Annotated in this window: 20 protein-coding genes and 1 tRNA gene; 19 read left to right on the top strand and 2 right to left on the bottom strand. The window is 60.9% G+C overall.

Going from position 1 to position 25392, the window contains the following annotated elements; translation table 11 throughout:
- The first annotated feature begins 12 nt into the window (after positions 1–12).
- From C811_RS0103845 to C811_RS12425, 12 genes are all read left to right on the top strand, one after another.
- The gene (locus tag C811_RS0103845; RefSeq protein WP_016310011.1) at positions 13–375 is read left to right on the top strand and encodes an Hpt domain-containing protein; all 363 of its coding nucleotides are present in this window, start codon (positions 13–15) and stop codon (positions 373–375) included.
- 102 nt (positions 376–477) lie between these two features.
- Positions 478–3471 (top strand): hybrid sensor histidine kinase/response regulator, encoded by a 2994-nt coding sequence (locus tag C811_RS0103840; protein ID WP_016310010.1) that lies wholly within the window; start codon positions 478–480, stop codon positions 3469–3471.
- A 54-nt stretch (positions 3472–3525) separates the two neighbouring features.
- The gene (locus C811_RS12465) at positions 3526–4530 is read left to right on the top strand and encodes a transglutaminase-like domain-containing protein (protein ID WP_016310009.1); all 1005 of its coding nucleotides are present in this window, start codon (positions 3526–3528) and stop codon (positions 4528–4530) included.
- Positions 4531–4546: 16 nt separating this feature from the next.
- Entirely contained in the window at positions 4547–5599 is a 1053-nt protein-coding gene (locus tag C811_RS12460) for a type II secretion system F family protein (protein ID WP_016310008.1), read from the top strand.
- Positions 5592–5927 carry a hypothetical protein gene (locus C811_RS12455; RefSeq protein ID WP_237563797.1) on the top strand — a complete coding sequence of 112 codons (336 nt, stop codon included), beginning with the start codon at positions 5592–5594 and terminating at the stop codon, positions 5925–5927. The genes C811_RS12460 and C811_RS12455 overlap by 8 nt, the downstream gene beginning before the upstream one ends.
- Positions 5924–6559 (top strand): DUF4860 domain-containing protein, encoded by a 636-nt coding sequence (locus C811_RS12450; protein ID WP_016310006.1) that lies wholly within the window; start codon positions 5924–5926, stop codon positions 6557–6559. The genes C811_RS12455 and C811_RS12450 overlap by 4 nt, the downstream gene beginning before the upstream one ends.
- On the top strand, positions 6559–7200 hold the full coding sequence (locus C811_RS15975) for a hypothetical protein (RefSeq protein ID WP_016310005.1): 642 nt from the start codon (positions 6559–6561) through the stop codon (positions 7198–7200). Before C811_RS12450 ends, C811_RS15975 begins: the two co-directional genes overlap by 1 nt.
- Entirely contained in the window at positions 7193–7783 is a 591-nt protein-coding gene (locus C811_RS15970) for a hypothetical protein (protein ID WP_016310004.1), read from the top strand. The genes C811_RS15975 and C811_RS15970 overlap by 8 nt, the downstream gene beginning before the upstream one ends.
- A 20-nt stretch (positions 7784–7803) precedes the next feature.
- Positions 7804–8877 (top strand): type IV pilus twitching motility protein PilT, encoded by a 1074-nt coding sequence (locus tag C811_RS12440; RefSeq protein WP_016310003.1) that lies wholly within the window; start codon positions 7804–7806, stop codon positions 8875–8877.
- Positions 8878–9183: 306 nt separating this feature from the next.
- Positions 9184–10023, top strand: a complete 840-nt coding sequence (menB, locus tag C811_RS12435; protein ID WP_016310002.1) for a 1,4-dihydroxy-2-naphthoyl-CoA synthase — start codon at positions 9184–9186, stop codon at positions 10021–10023.
- Positions 10024–10038: 15 nt separating this feature from the next.
- On the top strand, positions 10039–12762 hold the full coding sequence (locus C811_RS12430; protein WP_016310001.1) for an AMP-binding protein: 2724 nt from the start codon (positions 10039–10041) through the stop codon (positions 12760–12762).
- 118 nt (positions 12763–12880) lie between these two features.
- The gene (locus C811_RS12425; RefSeq protein WP_016310000.1) at positions 12881–14305 is read left to right on the top strand and encodes an amidophosphoribosyltransferase; all 1425 of its coding nucleotides are present in this window, start codon (positions 12881–12883) and stop codon (positions 14303–14305) included.
- 219 nt (positions 14306–14524) lie between these two features.
- On the opposite strand, the gene C811_RS12420 is transcribed toward C811_RS12425, so the two are convergent.
- Positions 14525–15544 (bottom strand): DMT family transporter, encoded by a 1020-nt coding sequence (locus C811_RS12420; protein ID WP_244874326.1) that lies wholly within the window; start codon positions 15542–15544, stop codon positions 14525–14527.
- A gap of 358 nt (positions 15545–15902) precedes the next feature.
- Between C811_RS12420 and C811_RS12415 the strand changes: the two genes are divergently transcribed.
- The 3 genes from C811_RS12415 (at position 15903) to C811_RS12410 (ending at position 17634) form a co-directional block, all read left to right on the top strand.
- Positions 15903–15980 (top strand) — tRNA-Met (locus C811_RS12415).
- 80 nt (positions 15981–16060) lie between these two features.
- The gene (locus tag C811_RS0103830) at positions 16061–17047 is read left to right on the top strand and encodes a virulence RhuM family protein (protein ID WP_031325327.1); all 987 of its coding nucleotides are present in this window, start codon (positions 16061–16063) and stop codon (positions 17045–17047) included.
- Positions 17048–17208: 161 nt separating this feature from the next.
- Positions 17209–17634 carry a type I restriction endonuclease gene (locus C811_RS12410; protein ID WP_016309997.1) on the top strand — a complete coding sequence of 142 codons (426 nt, stop codon included), beginning with the start codon at positions 17209–17211 and terminating at the stop codon, positions 17632–17634.
- Here C811_RS12410 and C811_RS12405 read toward each other — a convergent pair.
- Positions 17614–18585: an IS481 family transposase gene (locus tag C811_RS12405; RefSeq protein ID WP_016308429.1), complete on the bottom strand. Its 972-nt coding sequence runs from the start codon at positions 18583–18585 to the stop codon at positions 17614–17616. The genes C811_RS12410 and C811_RS12405 overlap by 21 nt on opposite strands.
- 109 nt (positions 18586–18694) lie before the next feature.
- On the opposite strand from C811_RS12405, the gene C811_RS12400 reads away from it, so the two are divergent.
- The 4 genes from C811_RS12400 to C811_RS12390 are packed head-to-tail and all read left to right on the top strand — an operon-like array spanning position 18695 to position 25122.
- On the top strand, positions 18695–21370 hold the full coding sequence (locus C811_RS12400; RefSeq protein WP_016309996.1) for a DEAD/DEAH box helicase family protein: 2676 nt from the start codon (positions 18695–18697) through the stop codon (positions 21368–21370).
- A complete protein-coding gene (locus C811_RS12395; RefSeq protein ID WP_016309995.1) occupies positions 21371–23029 on the top strand; it encodes an HsdM family class I SAM-dependent methyltransferase in 1659 nt (552 codons plus the stop codon).
- Positions 23022–24209, top strand: coding sequence for a restriction endonuclease subunit S (locus tag C811_RS0103825; RefSeq protein ID WP_016309994.1), 1188 nt, complete (start codon positions 23022–23024; stop codon positions 24207–24209). The genes C811_RS12395 and C811_RS0103825 overlap by 8 nt, the downstream gene beginning before the upstream one ends.
- Positions 24199–25122: a hypothetical protein gene (locus C811_RS12390; RefSeq protein ID WP_016309993.1), complete on the top strand. Its 924-nt coding sequence runs from the start codon at positions 24199–24201 to the stop codon at positions 25120–25122. The genes C811_RS0103825 and C811_RS12390 overlap by 11 nt, the downstream gene beginning before the upstream one ends.
- Positions 25123–25392: the final 270 nt, after the last annotated feature.

Raw genomic sequence — 25392 nt, 5'->3', positions numbered from 1 at the left:
AGGAGCGAGATTATGTCACTGGAAATTGCCTACGCCGCCATGGGGGGCGATCTGGAAACGGTACGTGGCCGCCTGATGACCGACGAGCGCATCGAGAAGTTCGCGAAGATATTCCTGCAGGACACTTCGATGCAGACGCTGGAGAATGCCCTTGAGGCGGGCGACTTCTCCGAAGCCTACCGTGGCGCCCACACCTTGAAGGGCGTAAGCCGCGATTTGGGCTTCACCCCGCTGTTCGAGGCTGCCTGCGCCCTGTCCGACGCTCTGCGTCTGGACGATGCCGGCACGCCGGCGAATCTGGCGGCGGTGCCCGAGCTTCTGCCCGCGGTGCGCGACGCCTACACCCTGGTGGTCGACTCCATCGCCATCATCTAGGAGCTGCGCGAGAGACGAGCGAGCGCGGCTGCGCGACGGCGCCCGAGACCGCCGACCCGATGTCCCGCACCCGCACGATGACTTCGACAAAGGAACGAACGCATGATGGAAACAGATAACAAAACGAGACGCGGACGCATTCTCATATCCCTGGTCGCCCTGGCCTTGGTGATCATCGCGTTCTTCCTGTTCATCACCATGAACAACGAGCGTATCTCCGAGCAGAACGCCAAGTATCTCCAAGGCTCCACCGAGCAGTCGGCCCGCCGCATCAACGAGTGGATGACCGACTCCCAGACCGAGGTGAAGCTGCTGGCCTCCATGTACGAGAGCACGCTTGGGAGCGTGGAGGATATCGATGTCGACAGCATCAAGCAGCTGGCCGAGTACACGAAGTTCGACTACACGACCATCTCCCTGTCCGGCGGTCGCACCTTCGACAACACAGGCAAGGAGGGGGACGCCTCCGACCGCGAGTACTATCTGCAGGGCATGGAGGGCGCCTCGGGAGTGTGCGCCACCGACCACTCGCTGTTCTACGACGATCTGTCCGTGATCTTCTACACGCCCCTGTACTTCCAGGGCGAGGTGGTCGGCGTTATCAGCGGCGCCTACCGCGAGGGCTCCATGGAGGAGTTCCTGCGCACCTATATCTTCGACGAGCAGACCAACACCTACCTTGTTGAGCGCGACGGCGCGGTGGTGGCCCATTCCTCTACCACCTACAGCAACAACGTGCACAACGCCGTCGACCTGTACCTGGAAGAGGACGGCTCGGGCAACATTTCGCGCACTGAGCTGGAGGAGGCCTTCCGCAACGGCACCTCGGTCACCTTCATCTACCAGGGCGACTCCGGCTCTGGCACGGCCTATGTGATGCAGGTGGCCAACTACGACTGGATGCTCATGCGCACGTTCCCCGCCTCCATTACCGATGCCATGCAGGCCCGCGCCAATCTGGCCGGTCTCGTACTGGTAGCCCTGGTGGGCGGGGCGTTGGCCCTGCTGGCGGGCTTTCTGCTCGTGCAGACTATGCGTCAGCGCTCGAAGCTCATCAGCGAGAGCGAGCACGTGACGAGCATTGTGAACTCGTCGCTGGCGCTCTTCCAGCGCTTCGCCGTGATCGATCTGGAGAAGAACACCTACGAGTACTTGAAGGACGAGGGCATCAAGGACGATCTGCCCCGTAACGGCGAGTATCATATGTTCCGCTACTACTGGGAAACGCGCTTCTGCGACGACGGCGAGCGCGACCGCATGAAGGTGGAGCTGACGCCCGAGTACATTCGCGAGCACTTGACGCCCGAGATGCCCTACCTGCATCTGGAGTACCGCCTGCACGATCAGGAAACCGGCGAGGTGAAGTGGAACCAGGCCTCCATGATCCCGCTGCAGCGCGATTCCGCCGGGGTGGTGACGAGCGTGCTTCTGTCGGTTCAGGATGTGACCGACGTGAAGGAGCGCGAGATTGCCCAGCACAACGCGCTGCAGGACGCTTTCAACGAAGCCGAGCGGGCCAGTCGTGCCAAAACCGACTTCTTGAACTCCATGAGTCACGACATCCGCACGCCCATGAACTCCATCATGGGGCTGACGGCCATCGCCTCTATGTACGTGAACGACCCGGAGCGGGTGAAGGACTGCCTCACGAAGATCACCACGTCGAGCCGGCATCTGCTCGGCCTCATCAACGAGGTGCTCGATATGGCGAAGATCGAGAGCGGCAACTTGGGCCTGTCGGAGGAGGACTTCGATCTGCCCGAGACGGTGGAGAGCCTGCTGTCCATCATGACGCCGCAGATCAACGACAAGAAGCTGAACCTCAAGGTGGAAATTGCCGACATCAAGCACGAGCACGTGGTGGGCGACCCCATGCGCCTGCAGCAGGTGTTCGTGAACATCATGGGCAACTCGGTGAAGTTCACGCCCGAGGGCGGTACCGTGAGCCTGCGCATCAAGGAACTGCAGAGCCGTGTGAAGGGCTCGGGCTGCTACGAGTTCACCTTCTCCGATACGGGCTGCGGCATGTCCGAGGACTTCGTGAAGACGGTGTTCGAGCCGTTCACCCGCGCCAACGACTCGCGCGTGACGAAAGTGGAGGGCACCGGCCTTGGCATGTCCATCGTGCGCTCGGTGGTAAACCTCATGAACGGCACCATCGACGTGAAGAGCAAGCTCGGCGAGGGCACCACCTTCACGGTAACGGTGTACATGAAGCTGCGCGAGGGCGACGAGCACGATCTGACGCCGCTGGAGGGCTTGCGCGTGCTGGTGGCCGACGACGAGGAAGCGGCCTGCGAGAGCGCCTGCGAGGTGCTGCGTTCCATCGGCATGGAGCCTGACTACGTGATGTCGGGCGACGACGCCGTGGCCGCCGTGCGCGATTCCGAGAAGAACGGCCGCAGCTACGTGGCTATCATCCTGGACTGGAAGATGCCCGGCAAAAGCGGCATCGAGGCGGCCCGTGAGATTCGCGAGATCGTGTCCGAGGACATGCCCATCATCATTCTGTCGGCCTACGACTGGACCGCCGTGGAGCAGGAGGCGCGCTCGGTGGGCGTCGACGCCTTCATTGCCAAGCCGCTGTTCCGTAGCCGTCTCGTGCACGTGATGAAGGGGCTTATCGCCAGCGATGAGCCCGAGCCGGCCAGCGAGTACGAGGTGCTTCAGCAAAGCGATTTCAGCGGCCATCGCATCTTGCTCACCGAAGACAACTCCATCGCTGCGGCCATTGCGCTCGATATCATGGGTATGACCGGGCTCGAGGTCGATCATGCCGAGAACGGGCGCGTGGCTGTGGACATGCTGCTGAACGCGGAGCCGGGCTACTACGAGCTGGTGTTCATGGACATTCAGATGCCGGTGATGAACGGATATGAGGCGGCCGCCGCCATCCGCGCCGCCGCCGAAGGGAAGGGCCCCGACGGCGAAGCCATCGATCCGCGTCCCGACCTGGGCACTATTCCGGTGGTGGCGCTCACCGCCGATGCCTTCGCCGACGATGTGGCCCGGGCTCGCGCGGTGGGCATGAACGCCCATATGTCCAAGCCCATGGAGATCGAGCTGTTGGTGAAGACGCTGAAGGAGTGGCTGTAAGCCGTTTGCGCATTGCGCGACGGGCTGCAGGGTCATTTGGCTGAAGGAGGTGAGATGCGCGTGATGCGGCAGTGCCGGCGGCGAGGCCGCCCATCCCGACGGTGGATCGTGCTCGTAAGCGCGCTTCTCAGCATGCTTTTGCTTGCCAGCTGCGGGGGTGCGGCCGGCGCCTCCGGGGGATCGGGCGGAGGCGGCGCACCCGGTGGCGAGGGGGCCGGCGGTGACGACGGCGGCTCCACCTCGGGTCCGGCGTTCACCGTGCCCGACTCGGTGACTCTTTCGGCTTTCCACAGCGATGCCGCCCAGACGGGCAACGGCTGCGCTATCGATACCTCGGCGGTGGCCGAGGGCTACGTGGGTGCGGCGGCCCAGAGCGACAGCCGCCTGAAGTTCCAGGTCAGCAAGGGCGAGATGAGCTACAACTACGATCTGCCCGGCGACAACACGCCCATCGTGGTGCCGGTGAACATGGGGGATGGCCCCTACAGCTTCCGCGTCATGCAGAACACCTCCGGCAGCAACTACGTCGAGCTGTTCAGTGTGACGGAGAACGTGAAGCTCTCCAGCGAGATGGCGCCGTTTTTGGTGCCTAATATGTTCACGGATTACGACGAGTCGTCGGCGGTGGTGGCCAAGGCCCGCGAGTTGGCCCAGGGTGCGGCCAACCAGGGCGACGTGGTGCGAAACATTTACGAGTGGGTGGTAGACAATATCGCCTACGATCACGACAAGGCCGCCGAGCTCGCCTCGACTACCGGCTACGTGCCCGACCCCGATGCCACCCTGGCCTCCGGCACGGGCATCTGCTTCGACTACGCCTCGCTCGGCGCGGCCATGCTGCGTTCGCTCGGCATACCATGCAAGGTCGTGACGGGTTATGTTTCCCCCGATGATGTATACCACGCGTGGAACATGGTATATATTGATGGGGAATGGGTGAGCGTGGAAATTAGCATAAAACCGAACAGCTGGACGCGGGTGGACCTGACCTTCGCCGCAAGCGGAGCGGCCGGCACCATCGGCGACGGAACCAGTTACACCGATCGATACACGTACTAGGGAGAGGCGAGAGGACATGGCCAAACCGAAACTCGACAGCGCGGGCATCAGCCTTTTCTGCGAGAGCGTCGCCATGATGCTGGCGGCGGGCATTCAAACCGACGAGGCAGTGGGCATGCTCTCGGAGGATATGGGCGATGCGGGTCTGCAGGCCACCTGCGCTGCGGTGTATGGGCACCTTAACGGCGGCTCTACGCTGGCTGATGCCATGCAGGCGGTCGGTGCGTTCCCCCGCTATGCGGTGGATATGGTGCGTGTGGGCGAAACGGCCGGTCGCACCGAAGAGGTGCTACGGTCTCTCGGCGTCTACTACGACGAGGAGGACCGTCTGTTCGCGAAGATCCGCTCGTCGGTGGGCTATCCGGCAGCGCTTCTGTGCGTGATGTCGCTCATCCTGGCCTTCACGGTCATGGTTATCCTGCCGGTGTTCGACGACGTGTACGCCTCCATCGCCGGCTCGCTCACTGAGGGCTCCTTCGGGGCTGTAGGGCTGTCGGTCGGCATCGGGTGGGTGGCTCTGGGCGTCACGCTCATCTGCACGGTGGTGGCCCTCGGCGGTGTTATCGCCTGCCGCTCGGAGACCGGCCGCATGGCGGTAATGCGCCTGTTCGAGAAGTTCCCGGGTACGCGCGGCGCTATGGAGCAGCTGGCTGTCTCGCGCTTTGCCTCGGCCCTGGCCGCCTACACGGCTTCGGGCGTGAATACCGACACGGCTATGAAGGAGGCGCTGGAGGTGGTGGAGCACGCGGGCTTGCGGGCCAAGGCCACGCGCGCCTACGCGCTCATGATCGACTCCTCCGAGCCGCGCTCTCTCGCTCAGGCTATCAGCGAGGCCGAGGTGTTCGAGCAGATTCACGCGCGCATGCTCACCATCGGCACGCGCTCCGGTTCTCTCGATGCGGCCCTCGATCGGTTGTCGGCCAACTTCTTCGACGACGCTATTCTGCAGATCGATGGCGCTATCGACAATATCGAGCCAGCTCTGGCGGCCTTCCTCACCGTGGCGGTAGGCGCCACGCTCATCTCGGTCATGATGCCCCTCATCGGCATCATGGGATCGATTGGCTAGCATTATGATTCACGGGAAGACGGCCCAGATGAAGCGACGCCGGCGCTGGCGTGTGGCGCTGGCGCTGGTGGCCTGCGTGCTGGCCGGCGCGCTGTGGTTCGCCTGGGATTCGGCGAACGTGCAGGCCGAGGCCCAGAGCGCACTGTCGGTGCGCAACGCGGTGATGGAGGCTGCCATGCAGTGCGCGGCTGTTGAGGGGGCCTACCCGGCATCGCTGAAATATCTGGAAGAGCATTACGGGCTTATCGTGAACCACAGCGACTACGCGGTGACCTACGAGGCCTTCGCGTCGAATGTGCCGCCCAGCGTGGTGGTGGTGCCCCGATGAGCGCGCAGGAAAAGACCGTGGCGCTGGCGGCTGTCTCCGAGGGGGGAGCCAAGGCCTACGGCGGCAACCCACGGCGCCGCGCCGAGCGCGATTTCGGGCGTGTGTTCACGGGCATCCTCTTCGCGTTGTTCGTCATCGCGCTGCTTATTGCCATCCTCGTCGGCACGGGGGTGTACCGCGCCCTGCACCAGGAAGGGGAAGTGGCCGACTACCAGCGCCTCGCGCTGACGCTTCTGGCCAACGATGTGCGCGCCAACGACCAGGTCGGGGCGGTGGTCCGGGCCTGGGTGACCGACGAGGCCATCGAGATTGAGGAGGCCGTAGCCGGGGCTGGCGGTGCGATGTCCCTTGCAGCCGAGGTGCGCGAGGTGGAGGGCAACAAGCTGGACGGCCCCGCTCTCGTGCTGCGGGAGACGCTTCCTTCCGGCGTGTATGAGACGCGTCTGTATCGCTACGACGGCGTCATTATGGAAGAGTACACGCTGGCCGACGCGCCCTACGAGCCGGGAAAGGCCACGCCCATCGTGCGCTCCTCGGTGTTCGATTTCTCCTATAGAGACGGCCTTCTGACCATTGTCACCGATGCCGGCGAGGCATCCGTGGCCCTGCGCAGCGCGGGAGGTGAGCAGTAATGGCCGAGGGAAGCAGGAAGCGCCGCACCATGAGCGATTACTCGGTGGCCGCCCATGCTCAGGGCACATCGGCCGCCGATGGGCGCATGGAGCGCTACCACCAGTACGTGGGCCGTCGCCGTGCGGAGCGGCGCGTATGGCCCGGTGCGGCATTCATCGTGGAAGCCCTGCTCTTGCTGGTGTTTCTGACCGGCTCGCTCGCCGTGCTCATGGAGCTGAACGCCGACGCCGATCGGGCGGGGCGGCAGAGTGCCGACCTTCTGGACGCCATCGTGCTGGCCTCGAATGCGGCCGAGGAGTACTCCGCCGATCCCGTGGCGTTCGAGCAGGCCTATGCCTCCGACCCTGAGTCCGACCGCTGGTTCTCGGCTTCGCTCGATGCCGTTCCCAATGGTGAGAGCGTTCTCAGGATCAGCTGCGATTTCATCGAAGAGGAGACAGGTGCCGGCGCGATGCACTACCTGACGCTGGAAGTATGGCAGGAGCGCGTGCTGTCCGATCCTGCCCAGATGATGGAAGAGGGCGTCATGGTGGAGGGGCCGGGCGGCCTGTGCTTCCAGCGGTGGGATGAGGCGCCGGTGTACACCTTGGAGACGGCGGCCTATGTGCCCGGCGGTGAGGGGGTGGTGTCCCGTGGCTAAGCCCCATGGATCGGTGCGCATCGGCCCCATCAGCCTGTTCACTCTGATCATTATCTTGTGTCTGGCGGTGCTGGCGGTGCTCTCGCTTACCACGGCCCGGGCCGAGCTGTCCATTACCGAGCGCCAAGCGCAAACGACCACCGAGACCTATGCGCTGGAAACGGCGGGGCAGGAGTTCGTGGCAGCGGTGGATGCGGCCCTGGCCGAGGGCGGGTCATCCGCGCTGGACGAGGTGCTGAGCACCTATGGCGTGACCGAGGCCGCCGCCGATGCGGAAGCGGCTGCCGATGCGAGCGAGGCTGCCCCGGCTGCCGGCGAGACCATCGAGGACGAGGGCGTTTCGGGCGCGACCGCCGATGAGGGCGGCAGCCTCATGGTGATCGAGTGCCCGGCCGGAGACCCAGTTACCGTGACGGGCTCCTTCGACGGGAGCCTCATCACCGCCACGTTCTCGCTGGAAAGCGGCCGTTCCTTGGCGGTGGCCCTGCGCATCAACGACAACGACACCTATCGCATCGAGCAATGGAAGATGACGACCCAATGGACCGACGACGGCACAGGCGAGAACCTGTGGCTCGGGTAGAGCGAGGAGAAAGCGAACCTATGGAACTGAAGACACTGCTGCAGGAAATGATCAACCAGAAGGCTTCCGACGTGTTCATCGTGGCCGGTCTGCCGCTCACCTACACTGCCGACGGCCGCCAGGTGCGCCTGGACATGGCACCGCTCATGCCTGCGAACACCAAGGAGCTCGTGGAGGCTATCTACCGTTTATCTGGTCGCGATGTGGCCATCTTCCTGGACGGCCACAACCACGACGACGACTTCTCCTTCGCCGTGGCCGGCATGGGCCGTTTCCGCGTGAACGTGTTCCGCCAGCGCGGCAGCCTGGGCGCTGTTATTCGCGTCATTCCCTTCACGCTGCCCAACCCCGCCGACTACCACATCCCCGAAGACGTGATGGCTTGCGCCGACTTCCAGAAGGGCCTCGTGCTGGTGACGGGCCCGGCCGGCGCCGGCAAGTCTACCACGCTCGCCTGCATTATCGACAAGCTGAACAAGAACCGTACGGGGCACATTATCACCATGGAAGACCCCATCGAGTACGTGCATCGCCACGAGGGATGCATCGTCACCCAGCGTGAGATTCCCTCCGATGTGGCCACCTACGCCGAGGCGCTGCGAAGCGCCATGCGCGAGAGCCCCGATGTGATCCTGCTCGGCGAGATGCGCGACCAGGAGACCATCGGCACGGCCATGACTGCCGCCGAAATGGCGCAGCTTCTGTTCTCCACGCTGCATACCACCGGCGCGGCCAGCACCATCGACCGCATCATCGATGCGTTCCCGGCCAACCAGCAGCGCCAGATCCGCATGCAGCTGTCCCTCGTGCTGCAGGCGGTTGTGAGCCAGCAGCTCGTGCCGACGGTGACCGGCGGCATTGTGCCCGTGTTCGAGATCATGACGGCCACGCCGGCCATCCGCAACCTCATCCGCGAGGAGAAGACGCACCAGATCGACTCGGTTATCGCCAGCTCGTCCCGCGCCGGCATGCGCACCATGGACCAGAGCCTGCACCGCCTCGTGAAGGAGGGTACGGTGTCCAAGGACGTGGCCCTGCAGCACGCCATCCACCAGGAGGCCCTGAAGAAGCGCTTCGAGTCCGAGGGCCTGTAGGCGACAAGATATTCCCTTCGCGCCGCCGACTTCGCCCGGGGTGGCCATCGAGACGAGCGCTTAAGCCAATGAGAAGAGGGCGCCCCTTTGAGCGCCCTCTTCGTTCTCGGGATCAGCGGGATTCTCTTTGATGTGGGTCGCTTGGTTGAGGGAAGGGCCGCTCGTCGGGGCGTTGCCGTCGGGGTTTTCATGGGGACGCTTTCTCTAAAGCGCAGTTGCTTCTCCCGCTCGTAACAGGTTTCTGCGGTATTATGACTGGTTAGATAAATGCGCCTCTTTTCGGGCGCTTGCGGGAAGGATGAGAATTTGAGCACCTACGATTGGAAGGTCGGCAAGGAGTATCGCGAGATTCGCTACGAGCTGTGCGACGGCGTGGCGAAAATCTCCATCAACCGGCCCGAGCGGCGCAATGCCTTTACGCCGCTGACGGTTATGGAGATGTACGACGCCTTCTCCGAGGCGCGCGACGATGCGAGCGTGGGGGTTATCCTGCTCACCGGCGTGAACCACGGCGGTGCCCACGAGGACGAGGCGTTCTGCTCCGGCGGCGACCAGAAGATCCGCGGCAACGGCGGCTATGTGGGCGAGGACTCCATCCCGCGCTTGAACGTGCTCGATTTGCAGCGGCTCATCCGCGTGGTGCCCAAGCCCGTCATCGCCATGGTGAATGGCTACGCCATCGGCGGGGGGCACGTGCTCTCCATCCTGTGCGACCTCACCATTGCCGCCGATACGGCGAAGTTCGGCCAGACCGGCCCTAAGGTGGGCTCCTTCGACGCTGGCTACGGCGCGGGGTATCTGGCCGCCATCGTGGGTCAGAAGAAGGCCCGCGAGATCTGGTACCTCTGCCGCCAGTACACGGCCGCCGAGGCGCTGGAGATGGGCCTGGTGAACAAGGTAGTGCCCTTCGACGACCTGGAGCGGGAGTGTATGGATTGGGCTGCCGAGATGATGCAGTTCTCGCCGACCGCCCTGCGCTTCATGAAGGCCTCGTTCAACGCCGCCACCGACGGGCTTGCGGGCATTCAGCAGCTGGCCGGCGACGCCACGCTTCTGTACTACACCACCGATGAGGCCAAGGAGGGCCGCGACGCCTTCAAGGAGAAGCGCGCTCCCGACTTCACCCAGTTCCCGAAGTTTCCGTAGGATCTCCTCGGCCCGATGATCGACATTTTCGAAAGTACCGCGCAGGCGCGCCCCGAGTCGGTGTTCTTCTCCTACGTGAATCGCGCGGGGGAGGAGATGTCGTTTACCTATCGCCAGACGCGGCTCTTGGCGGCTCAGCTGGCGCGCCGGCTGCGCGACAAGGGCGTTTTCCCAGGTGACATGGTGGCGGTCGATCTGCCGAACTGCCCGCTGTACGTTATTCTGGCGCTGGCGGCGGCCTATGGCGGATTCGGGCTGGTGGCGCTGAACCATCGGCTCACCGACGCCGAGAAGCTGACGCGGCTGCTGGAGCTGGAGCGTTGCGGCGTGCGCATTGCCCACCGGGTTGATGCCGACAGCGAACCGCGCCTGTTCGAGCAGGTGTGCAACTCGCTTCTGCGCGGCGATGCGCGGATGGGGCGCGTGGATGATTCCCTTGGCGGGGTGGTGGAAGATGCCATCCATTTCGCGGAACGGGCGGCCCACACCTTCGATCCCGATCATCGGGCGCTCATCATGTTCACCTCCGGAACAACGGGAAAGCCCAAGGGCGCTGAGCTGACCTGGACCAACCTGGTGGAAGCGGCTCAGGCTTCCAACCGCGTGCTCTCGCCCCGCAGCTTGAGCCGGGGCCTGTGGCAGGCAGTGCTTCCGTTCTTCCACGTGGGTGGTTTCCAGGTACTCGTGCGCAGCGTGTGCAGCCGCTGGCCGCTGCGCATCTACGAGGGCTTCGACGCGGCCCAGGTGCTGCGCGACGCCGCCGAGCTGCATGCGACTCACATTTCCGTGGTGGATAAGATGCTGCAGGATATGGTGCGCCACGGCGGCGCTGCTTTGGGGGCCTACCAGTGCATCCTGCTCGGAGGCGGCCCTCTGAACGCGAATACGGTGGCCCAGGCCTTGGCCGCGAAGGCGCGCGTGTTTGCCAGCTATGGCATGACCGAGACGTCCAGTCAGGTGGCCAATACGCTCATCACGTCGCAGTTCACGGGCGGTTTGCGGCTGTTGCCCGGTTACTCGGCGCGCATTGTAGAGCCCGACGCGGAAGGGTTCGGGCGTTTGGCCCTGCGAGGGCCGGGTGTGTTCGGGGGCTATGTGAACGCGCGGGCGGCCTTCACGGTGGACGGGTTCTTCCTCACCGGCGACACGGCGGCCCTCCACGAGGGGTGCCTCTACATTCGCGAGCGCACGGCCGACATGTTCGTGTCGGGCGGCGAGAACGTGTACCCGGCCGAGATCGTGGACGCGCTTGTGCGCATTCCGGGCGTGGCCGATGCCTACGTGTTCGGCGTGCCCGACGTGCGCTGGGGCCGTCGCCCGGCTGCGGTTGTGGAACTGGCACCCGGCGCACCCCCGCTTTCGGCGGGCATCATCAAGGACGCGCTGGCCCGGCGCCTGTCGCGGCTCTATATTCCCGAGCAGATCTGCATTGTGGACGATATGCCGCGCACGGGCATCGGCAAGATCGATCGCACGGCCTGCGAGGGGCTCTTTCGCCAGCACATCGATGTGAAGAAAGTGGTGCTGCACCGGGTGCGGCTGCCGTTCTCGAAGCCCTTCAAGACGCCGAAGGAGACGCTGACCTACCGCGAGTCGGTTATCGTGGAGGTAGTGGACAAGAAGGGCCGTGTGGGGCTCGGCGAGTGCACGGCCTTCGATACCGACTGGTACCTTCCCGAGACCCTCGGCGACGATATCCAGGTGATGCGCGAGGTGCTGGCGCCCCGGGTTATCGCCGGCACCTACCTGCACCCGCGGGAAGTGGCAGCTGACCTAGTCTCTATTGAGGGCATGGAGCGCTTCCCTATGGCCATGAGCGCCATCGAGATGGCCTGCTGGGATTTATACGGGAAGGTGGTTGAGCAGCCGCTGTGGGCGCTGCTCGGCGAGGAATTCGATCGGCTCACCCGCGTGGCCGCCTTCTGCGAGGAAGAGCCGCCGGCAGTGGGACAGGCCGCGCTGCCTGCCCGGCGTACTCGACCGCGTCAGGTGTACAGCGGCGCGGTGGTGGGCATGGGAACACCGGCCCGAACCGTGGCCGAGGTACGCGATTGCGTGCGCCAAGGCTATCGGCGCATTAAGCTGAAGGTGGCACCTGGCAAGGGATTGCCGGCCGTGCGCGCTGTGCGCCGGGCCTTCCCTGAGCTGCTCATTACCCTGGATGCGAACCAAAGCTTCAGCCTGCATCATATGGCCGAGCTGCGCGCTTACGACTCGCTCGACATCGGGTGGATCGAGGAGCCGCTTGACCTGGCATCGGCCGGGGTGAGCCGCCACGAGCATGGGTTAGCGCGGCTCGCGTCGTTTCAGCATACGCTGGCCATGCCCATCTGCGTGGACGAGTCCTTCCTGAATGCCGAGGAGGCCGAGCGCATGTTCGCCTACCCCGAGCTGCGCTGCGCTATGGTGAAGATCGGGAAGTTCGGCGGCATTCAGCGCTCTCTTGAGTTCGTGCATCACGCGCTGTCGGAAGGCCGCGAGGTGTGCATGAGCGGCATGTATGACACCGGTATCTCGCGATTCGCCCACGCGGCGTTCCAGACGCTGCCCGGCGTGGTCATTCCCGGCGATTTGGGCGCTACGGCCCGCTATTTCGATGCCGACCTCACGGTTCCGGCCTACGAAGCGCCCCAGGGCATCATCACGCTGAACGCACCGGGCCACGAGCATGGCATCGGGTGCGATTTGGAGCCGCAGGCGCTGGCGGCCCATCGGCAGCGTCGGTACTCCGTCGAGTAGCATTGCCCCGACATCGTCCTCGTAGATTCTTTCGTCCGTTTAACAGGCGGGCAACATTCGCGCAGTCGCACCATTTATACTGGCTGTGTTAGGCAATCTTTCTGAGATGGAGGATTTCGTGGGCGGCTTCTTCGGTGCGGTTTCCCAGCGCGACGTGGTGCTGGATGTGTTTTTCGGTGTGGACTACCATTCCCATTTGGGTACGCGACGGGCGGGTATGATCGTGCGCGATCACGCCGATGGGTTCCAGCGCCAGATTCATTCCATCGAGAACACGCCGTTCCGCACGAAGTTCGAGGACGATATCGTGCGCTTCCACGGCACGAGCGCCATCGGCTGCATCTCCGATGCCGACCCCCAGCCGCTGCTGGTGCGCTCGCACTTGGGCACCTTCGCCATCACCACCATCGGCGCCATCAACAATGCCGAGGAGCTGGTAGAGGAGTACTTCTCGGGACGTACGACCCAGTTTATGGCCTTGAGCTCCGGCGCGGTGAACTCCACCGAGCTGGTGGCGGCCCTCATCAACCAGAAGGACGACCTGGTCAGCGGTATTCAGTACGCCCAGTCGAAGGTGGACGGGTCGCTCACGCTGCTCATCATGACCGATGCGGGCGATCTCATTGCGGCCCGTGACTTCATGGGGCGCCTGCCCGTGCTGGTGGGGCGCGACGAGAACGGCCATTGCGTGGCCTTCGAGAGCTTCGCGTACCACAAGCTGGGCTACCACGATGAGTACGAGCTGGGGCCGGCCGAGATCGTGCGGCTGACGCCCGATGCGGTGGAGGTGCTCGCCCCAGCCCGTGACGAGATGAAGATGTGCGCCTTCATGTGGGTGTACTACGGCTACCCCAATTCCAACTACGAGGGCATGAACGTGGAAGTTATGCGCTATCGCAACGGCGCCATCATGGCCCGCGACGAGGCCGCCCGCGGCACTCAGCCCCAGGTTGATTACGTGGCCGGCGTGCCCGACTCCGGCGTGCCCCATGCCATCGGGTACTCCACGGAAAGCGGCATGCCCTTCGGGCGCCCCTTCATCAAGTACACGCCCACCTGGCCGCGCTCCTTCATGCCGGCCAACCAGGACCTGCGCAACAAGATTGCCAACATGAAGCAGGTGCCGGTGCCCGAGCTCATCCGCGACAAGAAGCTGCTGTTCGTGGACGATTCCATTGTGCGCGGTACCCAGCTGCGCGAGACGGTGAACTTCCTGTACGATTCGGGTGCGGCCGAGGTGCACATGCGCAGCGCCTGCCCGCCCATCATGTACAGCTGCAAATACCTGAGCTTCTCGTCGAGCAAATCGGACATGGACCTCATCGCCCGCCGTGTAGTGGACCAGTTGGAAGGCGAAGAGGGCGTGGCGCATCTGGACGAGTACGCCGACGCCACCACCGAGCGCGGAGCGTGCCTGCTGAAGACCATCTGCGAGGACATGGGCTTCGACTCTTTGAGCTACCAGAGCCTCCAGGGTATGATCGAGGCCATCGGCATCGACCCGGAGAAGATCTGCACCTACTGCTGGGACGGCCGGGAGTAAAAGTTCATTTCTGCATTCACGACCGTAGTGCTGTTCTCAAAGGAGCCGACCCAGGTTGGCTCCTTTTTTGCAGCACTCTCGATCCGCTCTCTATTCACTCTCGAAAATGCTCTCGATAGAGGGTGCGACTTCGAGAGTGAATAGAGAGTAATTTCGAGAGCGGCCGGAATATCGCACCGCCTGTGCCGTGATCGGCCCTTGTTCGTTGACTTGCGTGCCCTATCTTAGGGCAGTGTCGGCTTCGTCAAGTTCGAGGGCGGCGGCTTCGGCTGCCGCTTTTGCTTGGAGGGTATAATCCTGGCTGGCTGGAGCGGTGAGGCCTTCATCCCGTTCCGCAGCTTTCTTCTCGGCTCGCAGGGGCAGGTATTCGCTGATAACGATGCCGGCGAAGATGAGGGCGAAGCCGGCGAACGACGAGAGGGTGAGCACTTCGCCGAGCAGCAGGATGGAGAACGTGACGCCGAAGATCGATTCGGTGGCCAGAAACAGCGACGCCTGGGCGGGATCGACCCGGGCCACGGCCATGTTCTGGAGGCCCAGGGCCACACAGCTGGCGAATACCGTGATGTAGACAAGGCTGATCCACGTGTCGGCGCCGAGGGCGGCGAAGCGCGGCGTGGGCTCGGTGACAGCGCCGACGATGAGGCCGAGGATGCCGGCGGTGACGAACTGGATGACCGTGAGCAGCGTCATGGAGCGGCCCGGGGCGTACTTCGCCGTGTACAGCACGTGCAGGCTGAGGAAGAACGCCGAGGCCAGGGTGATGAGGTCGCCGAAGCGCAGCGAGAAGGCGCCGTCGCCGCCGTAGGCCACGCAGGCAACGCCTGCAACGCAGAGCAGGGCGGCGGCGATGTTGAACCGGGTGGGCCGCTTCGCGATGATGATCCAGCCGAGGAACGGGATGATGACCACATAGAGCGTGGTGAGAAACGAGCTGTTGGAGGCTGTGGTGTCGGTAAGCCCGGTGGAGTTGCACCAGTAGGAGGCGAACAGGAGCGCGCCGAGCACGGCGCCGTCGCGCAGGTGCCCGCGCTTGTTGCGGGCGTAGGCCTGGCGGATGCGCGGCAGGGTGACGGCTCCTAAGATGAGGCCGGCCCCCAGGAAGCGCACGCCGACGAGCCACGAGGGCGGGAAGGCGTCGACGGTGGACTTGATGACCACGGTGCCCATGCCCCAAATGGCTGCCGACAGGAGCAGCGCGGCCTTGTAGACCCACGGGGGCACGTTAGTATGTCGCATGAGGGAAACCATAGCTGTTGCATCATAGCACGGGCGAGCAGTTTCCAGATTTTGGGACAAAAAGGCCTCGAGTGAGCGGCGCGCGCTGTTTTTGGGCTGATTTTCGGGCGTAAAAGAAGGAATATGGGCTGCCGCATCGGTTGAAATTAACGAATAACAGATATTTCAAGAGAAAATATCGCAAAAACGAGCTCACTCGAGGCCTTTTTGTCCAGCAAAGCTGATTCTGCTCATCTCCAAAGATCAAGCGGAAGCTTTTGTGTGCAGGAATTGTGCTGTCATTGGCGTAGGGAATTTTTTTCTTGCAATTGGCTGGGATCAGAGTAATATATATCCTTGCCTTTGAGAGGCAACCCATTGCGGGGTGGAGCAGTCTGGTCAGCTCGTCGGGCTCATAACCCGAAGGTCGGTGGTTCAAATCCGCCCCCCGCGACCAAGAACTTATAGGCCTCCGAGTGAAAGCTCGGAGGCCTTTTTGTTATATCCTGCGAAGTTGTGGGCGTTGGGGGGGGTATTGTGGCGAAGCCGGAGAATACGTTACTGCTCTATCGTGACGAAGATGGAGAAACCAACGTTTCAGTGCTGTTCAGCGATGAAGATGTCTGGCTGACTCAGAACCAGTTGGCTGAAGTTTATCAAACGACGCGTCAAAATATCGGACAGCACATCAAAGGTATTTTGCGGGATGAAGAACTTCCCGTGGCAACTCGAAAGAAATTCTTTCGAGTTCGAGCTGAAGGCATGCGCGAGGTGCGCAGAGAGATCGAGCACTATAATCTCGACATGATCATTGCCGTAGGCTATCGCGTCCAATCTCCCGTCGCCACCCGTTTTCGCCGATGGGCGACCGCGAGGTTGCACGAGTACATCCAGAAAGGATTTGCGCTTGATGACGAGCGCCTCAAACAGGGTGGAGCGCGGTACTTCCGAGAACTTCTTCAGCGCATTCGTGATATTCGATCGAGCGAGCGCAATTTCTATCAACAGGTGACAGACATTTACGCCACCTCCATTGATTACGATCCGCGATCTCTTACGACGAGGAATTTTTTTGCGACCGTGCAAAATAAGCTGCACTATGCCGTTCATGAGAACACCGCTGCCGAGGTGATATACCGAAGGGTGGACAATGAGAAACCCTGTGTGGGCATGACTAACTTCAAGGGTTCTTATGTTACCGAGGACGATGTGAAGATAGCGAAGAACTATCTTAGCGAAGCGGAATTACAGCGTCTTAATCTATTGGTGTCGCAGTTTCTCGACTACGCAGAATTCCAAGCGCTTGAACAAGTTCCTATGAAGATGGAAGACTGGATTCAAGCACTCGATGATCTGATTGTGCGCTTAAGGCGAAAGCTATTAGAAGGAAATGGGAGCATATCGCACGAGCAGGCGTTGGAGAAGGCACAGCGCGAATTCGAGATATACCGCGACCGAGAGATGAAGCAGCTTGAAAGCGATTTTGATAGAGCCATCAAGCAGCTCTCCTTTTGGGAGAAGTAGTTGACGAGCCGAAGCGAACAGAGCGAGAGGGGCAGCCTGCCAGAGCTTGAAGGCTAGCCATTGCCCCGATGCAGGATCACCGAGCTTTGCTGCATATAGGCCTGATTGACCACAAGCTATATAATTTATGAATAAGGATTTGCGGGTAAGGTGGTGAAATTGTGGGCAGGCCAGAAGACAAATATGTAAAGCTTCCTGCGATTATTCATGCCACGCGCATTGGGTACCGTTATCGCTCCATCAAGGGCGATGTTTCAGGCATCGATTACGATGCTGACACGAATATCTTCTTCGAGCCGTTTCGCGCGGCGCTTGAGCGCATCAACGGCAAGCCTGTTGATGTCGACAAAGCCCATCACCTGGTAAGCCAGTTGAAGCTCAAGCTCTTGGGCAACGACTTGGGCTGCACGTTCTTCGCCTCCCTTCAGTCGAGTGTGGAGGGCTACCGCCTTATCGACTTCGAAAACCCCGCTAACAACGATTTTACCGTGGTTGCCGAGCTGCCCTACGCCAACGGCGAGGATAGCTTCAGGCCCGACATCACGTTCTTGGTGAATGGCATGCCTCTAGGTGTTGTGTGCCAATAGGTTGTTTACGCCGACGATGCGCGACATGGGCGGCAGGCCCCCGCAGGCGCTGTGCGGCCTGTCCCAATTATAATGCTCGATGAAGGCGGGGAGGGCGGCGGCCCTCCCCGCCTCGCTCTCCCACGCCCTGCCGTACTGCCACTCCTGGGCGAGCGTGCGGTTCATGCGCTCGACCTTGCCGTTCTGCCAGGGGCTGAAGGGCCTCGTGTAGACGTGGCGGACCCCGCGCCCCTCGAGCAGCGCGTTGAACTCGCCGCTGCGGTAGCCCGGCCCGTTGTCGGTCATCACGCGCTCGACCGAGACGCCCATCTCCCCGAAGAAGCCCAGGCAGCGGCCCATGAAGGCCGCGCAGGTGCCCTTGCGCTCGTCGGGCAGCAGCTCGGCGTAGGCCACGCGGCTGAAGTCGTCGACGGCGACGTGCAGGCACGCCGTGCCCGCCCCCGGCCTCGGCCGGCCGGCGCGGCCGCGCGCCCGCCAGCCCCCGCCGTCGGGGACGCGGGCCACCTTCTTGACGTCGACGTGCAGCAGCTCGCCGGGGGCCTCGCGCTCGTAGCGCACCGGCGTCGCGGGGCCGCGGCGCCGGACCTCGCCGGTCACACGGTCGACGTCGGCGAGGCGCGGCATCCCGCGGCGGGCCACTATCCTGGCGCAGGTGCGGGCGGGGACGCCGGTGGCCGCCGCCAGCGCGAGCGGCGCGAGCAGCATGGACGCGCGGGCCTCGGCGACGCGCTCCTCGGCGTCGGGCGGCGTGAGCCTGGCGAGCCTGCGCGGCCGGCTGCTGCGGTCCGCCAGCCCCTCGCCGCGCCGGCTGCGGCGCAGCCACTTGCACGCGGTCTGGCGGCTGACGCCCATCTGGCGGGCGGCGTCGGCCACGCCGACGCCGGATTCTATGCGGGAAACGAGGGTTTCCCGCCCCCTCGGGGTCAGCTTTGCGTTAGGATGCGATGGCATGGGAGGCCCCCTTCGCTGCGAATCTAGACAACTCACAGCTTGGCGGAGGCCTCCCTATTTGTCGCCACCCGGATGTAAACAACGTCTTGGCACTAAACATCTAGGCTTCATGGAAGTGAAGCGCGAAAACAACAAGGACGGCATTCTAGCCGAGCATGATCGGATGCACGTGCGCTTCAAGAACGAGGCCTACCATCACTTCGCGAACATCGTGCAGATCATGGTGTTCTCCAACAACCAGGAATATGACGACGAGGAGCGTAAGCCCATACAAGGCTCCTTCTATGCGGCGAGCGCCTATGGGCGCCTGAAGTTCAACCGTTTTCGCGAGGAGGATCCTGAGGGGATGGCGCGCCTTGTGGCCGATCGCGATTCGGCGATAGAAAAGTTCGTCCTGCGCGACAACAATATGGCGAGTATCTACGGTACGGCGGAGCTTGAGAGCTCCATCAACCCTACGACTCCCGCGAACCGAATCATCACATCTGTCTTCTCGCCTGCGCGATTCCTGTTCCTGCTGCACTATGGCATCGCCTATGTGGAGAAGGTGAGCGACGAGGGCATTAAGCATACCGAGAAGCACGTCATGCGCTACCCGCAGCTCTTCGCCACCATGGCGGTGCGCCGCGCCTTGGAAGAGGGGCGCACTAAAGGTGTCGTTTGGCACACGCAGGGCAGCGGCAAGACGGCACTCTCGTTTTTCCTAACGCGCTACCTGCGCGATTACTACCAGGCGAAAAATCATGCTGCGCGTTTTTTCTTCATCGTCGATAGGCTCGACCTGGCCGACCAAGCTAAAGGTGAGTTCGAGGCGCGCGGCGCGGTAGTGACCCTTGCAAACAGCAAGGAGGAGTTCGCCCGCTCGCTCAAGGGCATCGGTGAAGACACGAGTGTGGTGAGCGCTGGGCGCGTGCCCGCAATCACGGTGGTGAACATTCAGAAGTTCGATGAGGGAGCCGTCGTCGCCGACTTCGACTACGACCTGGACGTGCAGCGCGTCTACTTCATCGATGAGGCGCACCGAGACTACAAGCATGGGGGCGCGTTTTTGACCAATCTGGTCACATCCGACCGCGAGGCCGTGCGCATCGCCCTTACGGGCACGCCGTTGGTAAACACCAAGGATGGCCGAAATGACACTAAGCAAGTGTTTGGACCCTACATACACAAGTACTTCTATAACCAGTCCATTGCCGACGGCCATACGTTGAAGCTACTGCGCGAGCCCGTGAAGACCGAGTTCCGTTTAAAGATGCAGGAGGTTTTGAAAGACCTTAAAGAGGTGAAGAAGCTTGTCGACATGGAGAGGGTGTACGCGCACAAGAGCTACGTGGATCCCTTGTGCGACTATATAGTTGATGACTACCTGAAAAGCCAAATCACCCTGGGCGACGAGAGCATCGGCGCCATGGTGGTGGCGCGCAGTTCCGCACAGGCTCGCGCCATCTACGCACGTTTGGCCGAGCTCGACCCCGATGTTTCCACCGAGCTGGTGATCAACGGAGAGACCGAATCGCGCCACCGGCTTGACTCCGAGCTGATCCTGCACGATGAGGGCACTAAGGAGACTCGGCGCGCCATCTGCGACAACTTCAAGAAAGACGACAGCCCTATCAACATCCTCGTGGTGTTCAACATGTTGCTCACGGGCTTCGACGCGCACCGACTGAAGAAGCTCTACCTGTGCCGAACCATCAGGGCGCACAATCTCTTGCAGGCGCTCACGCGCGTGAACCGTCCCTACAAGGATATGGCTTTCGGCTACGTGGTGGACTTCGCCGACATTACCGAAGAGTACGACAAGACTAACCGGGCCTACCTGGCCGAGCTCACCGAGGAGTTGGGCGACGCCGCCAAAGATTACAGCAGTCTGTTCGAGGACCCCGAGACCATCAAGACCGACCTGGCGAAGATCAAAGACCTGCTGTTCTCCTACACTACCGACAACATGGTGGAGTTCAAGACTGAGATAAGCACCATCGATGACAAGGCCATACTTTACGAGCTGCGCGCGGCGCTGGCCCGTTACAAGGACTTGCGAAACATGGTCAAACAGCAGGGCCGCGAAGAGTTTTACGACAAGTTCGACGTGGAGCGCGCCCGTGAGATGCTGGGTGAGGTGAGCCTGCGCATCCAGACCATTAACAACAAAGAAGCCCTGGCGCTTGAGGATATGTCGACCGGCGCGGTGAATCTACTGCTGAGCAAGATGGAGTTCCATTTCCGCAACATCGGCAGCGAGGAGCTAGAGTTGGCCGACGAATTCCAGGATAAACTTAAGCGCACCTATGAGTCGTTCGCTCACAACTTTGATGTCAAAGATCCCGAGTATGTGAACCTGCTTGAAGAGCTGAGGAGCCGCTTTGAAAAGGTGAACATTGAGGAGATGGCGAGCGCTGACATGGTGGAGAGCACGAAGGAGCTCGATTCTCTTCGTGCGAAGATGAATGACCTCAACCGGCGCAACGCCGCTCTTGCTAAAAAGTACGACGGCGACGAGAAGTTCGCGCGCGTCCACAAACAGGCCATGCGAACACCGCCGCCCTTAACCACGAGCCCTGCCACGATGTTCGGCATTTTGAGCAGTGTGAAGCGAGAGGCCGACGAGGCCGTTATGAACAACCGCAACGTGTTGGGCAATGCTGCCTTTTTTGCCAGACAGGTGCTTCGCTTGGTGGTGGGCGCCTGCAAGGACGCGGGCGTGAAATACAATGCCGTTCAGGTAAAGAGCGTTGCCGATTGCGTCTCAAAGGAATACGTAGACGAGAGAGGACGTGCCGCTTAAATGGCAGAAGAGAACCGCCTTCCCGGAACCGACACCTTGGCTGACACCAAGGCCATGATCGATGGCCTGAAAACCGTATGTGCCAATGCCGGCCTGGCCAACGACAGCTCGGAGTACAAGATCATCACCGAAGCGTTTCTGTATAAGTTTCTAAACGACAAGTTCCTGCACGAGCTGAGGCAGCTCGACGAGTTCAAGGGCGTGGAGAACGTGGAGCGCGCCTACAGCGTCATGGACGAGAATGATCGCGAACTCGCTTTGATGGGGCTCCCTGAGGGTACGGCATTGCTTAAACCCGAATATCTGATCTCCTGCCTGTTCCAGCGCAAGGATATGGAGCGTAGTGAGAAGGGCGGCTTCGCTGAGCTACTCGACAGTGCTTTGGCTGGTATCGCTGACGACAACGTAGACGTGTTCAGCGTGAAGACCGGGCAAGGGCAGTCCATCCGCCTGTTCGGAGGCGTTTCGCGCTTTATCGTGGAGGAGGGCAAGCGCGACAGCTTCTGCGCGCAGCTGGTGACCAAGCTGGCGGCGTTCTCGTTCGAACGCGCCTTCGCCCAAAAGTATGACTTTTTCGCGGCGGTGTTCGAATACCTTATCAGTGACTACAACAAGGACAGCGGCACCTACGGCGAGTACTTCACGCCACATTCCATCGCCAACATCATCGCGAGGATCTTGGTGCCCGAGGGCACCCGCGATGTGGCGGTGTACGATCCTGCCGCAGGCACGGGTACGCTGGTGCTGGCGGCGGCGCACCGCATTGGCGAGCAGAACTGCACCATCTACACGCAGGACCGCAGCCAGAAGGCAAACGAGTTCATGCGTCTAAACCTCATCCTGAACAACTTGGTGCACAGCCTGCCCAATGTGGTGCACGACGACACGTTGGAGAGCCCCCGCCATCTTGCCGTTGGTGGCAACAGCATCCGCAAGTTCGATTACGTCGTGAGCAATCCACCCTTCAAGGCTGACTTCTCCGATACTCGCAACAAGCTGGCGGGTGACGCTTACCAGAAGCGCTTCTGGGCGGGCGTACCCAACATCACGAGCAAGCCCGAGAAGATGGAAATCTACCTCATGTTCCTACAACACATCGTTGCGAGCATGGAGGAGAGTGGCTGCGCTGCCATGGTCGTGCCCACGGGCTTTCTCACGGCCAAGGGCAAGATTCCGTTGGCCATCCGCAAGCGTATGGTGGACGAGGGGATGCTGCGCGGCGTGGTGAGCATGCCGTCGAACATCTTCGCCAACACGGGCACCAACGTGAGCATCGTGTTTTTGGACGCTTCCAGCAAGCACGAGAAAGCAATCCTCATGGACGCTTCCAAGCTGGGAGAGAAGAAGAAGGTCGACGGCAAGAACCAGCGCACCTTCCTTTCCGACGCGGAGGTCGAGCGCATCGTGGAGACCTTTAATGCCGCAGAGACGCAGGAGGATTTCAGTGTTCTCGTCGATTACGACACAATCAAGGAGAAAAATTACTCTTTCAGTGCGGGCCAGTACTTCGAGGTGAAGATTGACTACGTCGATCTCACGCCGGATGAGTTTGATGCAAAGCTTTCCGAGCACATGACCAACCTGCAGGATATGTTTGCTCAAGGTGAGAAGCTGCAAGCAAGTATCATGGAGCAGCTTAAGGGCTTGCGCTATGAATAAGGTGAAACTGGGTCAAGCGGTCGATATCCTCGATTACAAGCGCATACCAGTTTCTTCCGCTGAACGAGCTAATCGTGAAAAGGTTTACCCCTATTACGGCGCGCAAGGTGTAGTCGACTATATTGATGATTATATCTTTGACGGGGAGTATGTCCTTGTTGCCGAAGACGGCAACAACTTAAAGACTTTAAGTGAACCCATAGTTACATGGGCTACAGGCCGGTTTTGGGTTAACAACCATGCGCATATTATCGGGGGTAATGGCACTGCCGATATTCGTTACGTTTATTATTACCTGATGGCCTCTGACCTACGAGGCTTGATTACTGGCAGCGCTCAGCCCAAACTCAACCAAGAGAATCTCGCTTCTTTTGAGCTTGAGCTTCCAGGCAGAGAGGCCCAGGTAAAGATAGCAGAGGTGCTTCGCTCCATCGACGACAAGATCGCGCTGAACAAGAAGATAATGACGGAGTTGGAGGATACCGCTCGTCTCATCTACGATTACTGGTTCACACAGTTCGATTTCCCCGACGAGAACGGCAAGCCCTACCGCTCCAGCGGCGGCAAGATGGTCTACGACGAAACCCTCAACCGCGAAATCCCTGAGGGATGGGAAGTGACAAAAATAGGGAAGCAGTGCGAGCTTAGACTGGGTGGAACCCCTGACACTTCAGTTCGAGAGTTTTGGGGCGGGGGTATGCCTTGGCTGAACTCGGCCGAGGTTGCGGTATCTCCGATTCTCAGGGCCGAGAAAAACATTACGAAGGCCGGTGTAGAGAATTCGGCAACGTCCTTCGCTCCCGCTGGGTCGGTCTTGCTCTCGATAACTCGTTATATACGTCCTTCCATCCTTGCTATAGATGCGTGTTTTAACCAATCGGTCGTTGCAATTCTTGAGAACCGGACTTTGCATACAGAGTTTTTGTATCCGTTCGTACAATCTCAAGTTCCTCGGTATCTCACGCTAAGAACTGGCGCTCAGCAACCGCACATCAACAAAGTGACCGTTTCTGAAACTTGCTTCAGCATGCCAACCGAATTGATTTTAGCGCGGTATTACGATAAAGTTGCCCCAATTTTCAATCAGTTGATTTTGGTTGCAAAAGCAGTTGATCGGCTATCTGCTTTGCGTGATTGGCTACTGCCTATGCTTGTGAACGGACAGGTTCATGTTGACTGACATGCAAGGTGAGACTGATGGCTTCACTCGCAAGAGCATTGATATACTGAATGAGGCTGTGCTGAGCGGTGATGCACAGCGCATCGAAGAGGCTCAGTACAAGGCGCTTCTCGATAGTGTTAGCCTTTTGGGCGTCGTTGTTAACTATCTTACTTTGGAGCGCGCTGGTTGCCATTTCGACTTTGGTTCAAGCACGATAAAGAAGGGGACCGTTCTCTATCGTGTGCGCGATTATAAGGAAGGCGCGAATTATTCGCATCCCTCGGCGTGGAGCGCTCCTCCTATGCGCAATCGCGGTAGAGCCAACCATCAGGGTGAAGAGTCTCTTTACGTCGCTAGCCAAGAATTTATTTGCTTGCTCGAGACTCATACGGCTCCTGGCGCAAAGTACGCGCTTGCGCGTTATGAATGCGCCGGAGACATAACGGTAGGCGGTTTTGTAAAAGGGAGTCAATCCAACGCTCTTCATGATGTGGCTGGCCTGATTCTGAATGCCTTCCTTATAGCGCCCTCGCGCAGCGAACGAAACAGTGATTTGTTTGACTATTTAGATGGTCGTTACGGACGCATTAGGCTTGAGGATTTGTGTGGGATCGACCTCGCTCGCGAGCGTGGTGGGCTGGAACTGCCTTTCAAATTTGCCGTTATGAACCAGCGAGACCAATTGCATGAGTTGACCAATGAGCTGTGTGATGTTCTGAAGAAAAGCAATCCTTGCGGCATTCGTTACAGTTCGTGTTATGTGCCGGTGGAAACCGCCGGGATAACAAGCAATGCATTCAATCTTGCGCTTTACCGCGATGGCATTGATAAGCTTAGATTTATTGATAGCGAGATTAAGACCCGCGATTCGAATTTCACTTGTGTTGACATCGTTAAGTGCTTGGTGGAGGACGATACGGATAGCGATTAACTCGTCTTATTCTTATGATCGCCTTCCCCGCCTCGTCCAAGCTGCGAGCGTGGGGAGCCGTTCTTCTCAGGGCTTGCTTGGTGTGCAGTGGATACGATTAGTGGCTGAGCCTTCAGCGATGAGCAGCCCGTCATCAGCAAATTGAGGGATCAAGCGTCGCGGTGTTAGCTCGCTGATTTCAAGCTTCGCAGCGACCTCAAGGATTGCCCGTTCTCGTGCGTTACGGCCGGCAGCTGCCTGTTGGAATTTGAGCGAGAGGCTGGACGGTGC

It is taken from the genome of Adlercreutzia caecimuris B7, from assembly GCF_000403355.2.
Taxonomy (GTDB): domain Bacteria; phylum Actinomycetota; class Coriobacteriia; order Coriobacteriales; family Eggerthellaceae; genus Adlercreutzia; species Adlercreutzia caecimuris.
This window is presented reverse-complemented; position numbering and strand designations above follow the sequence as displayed.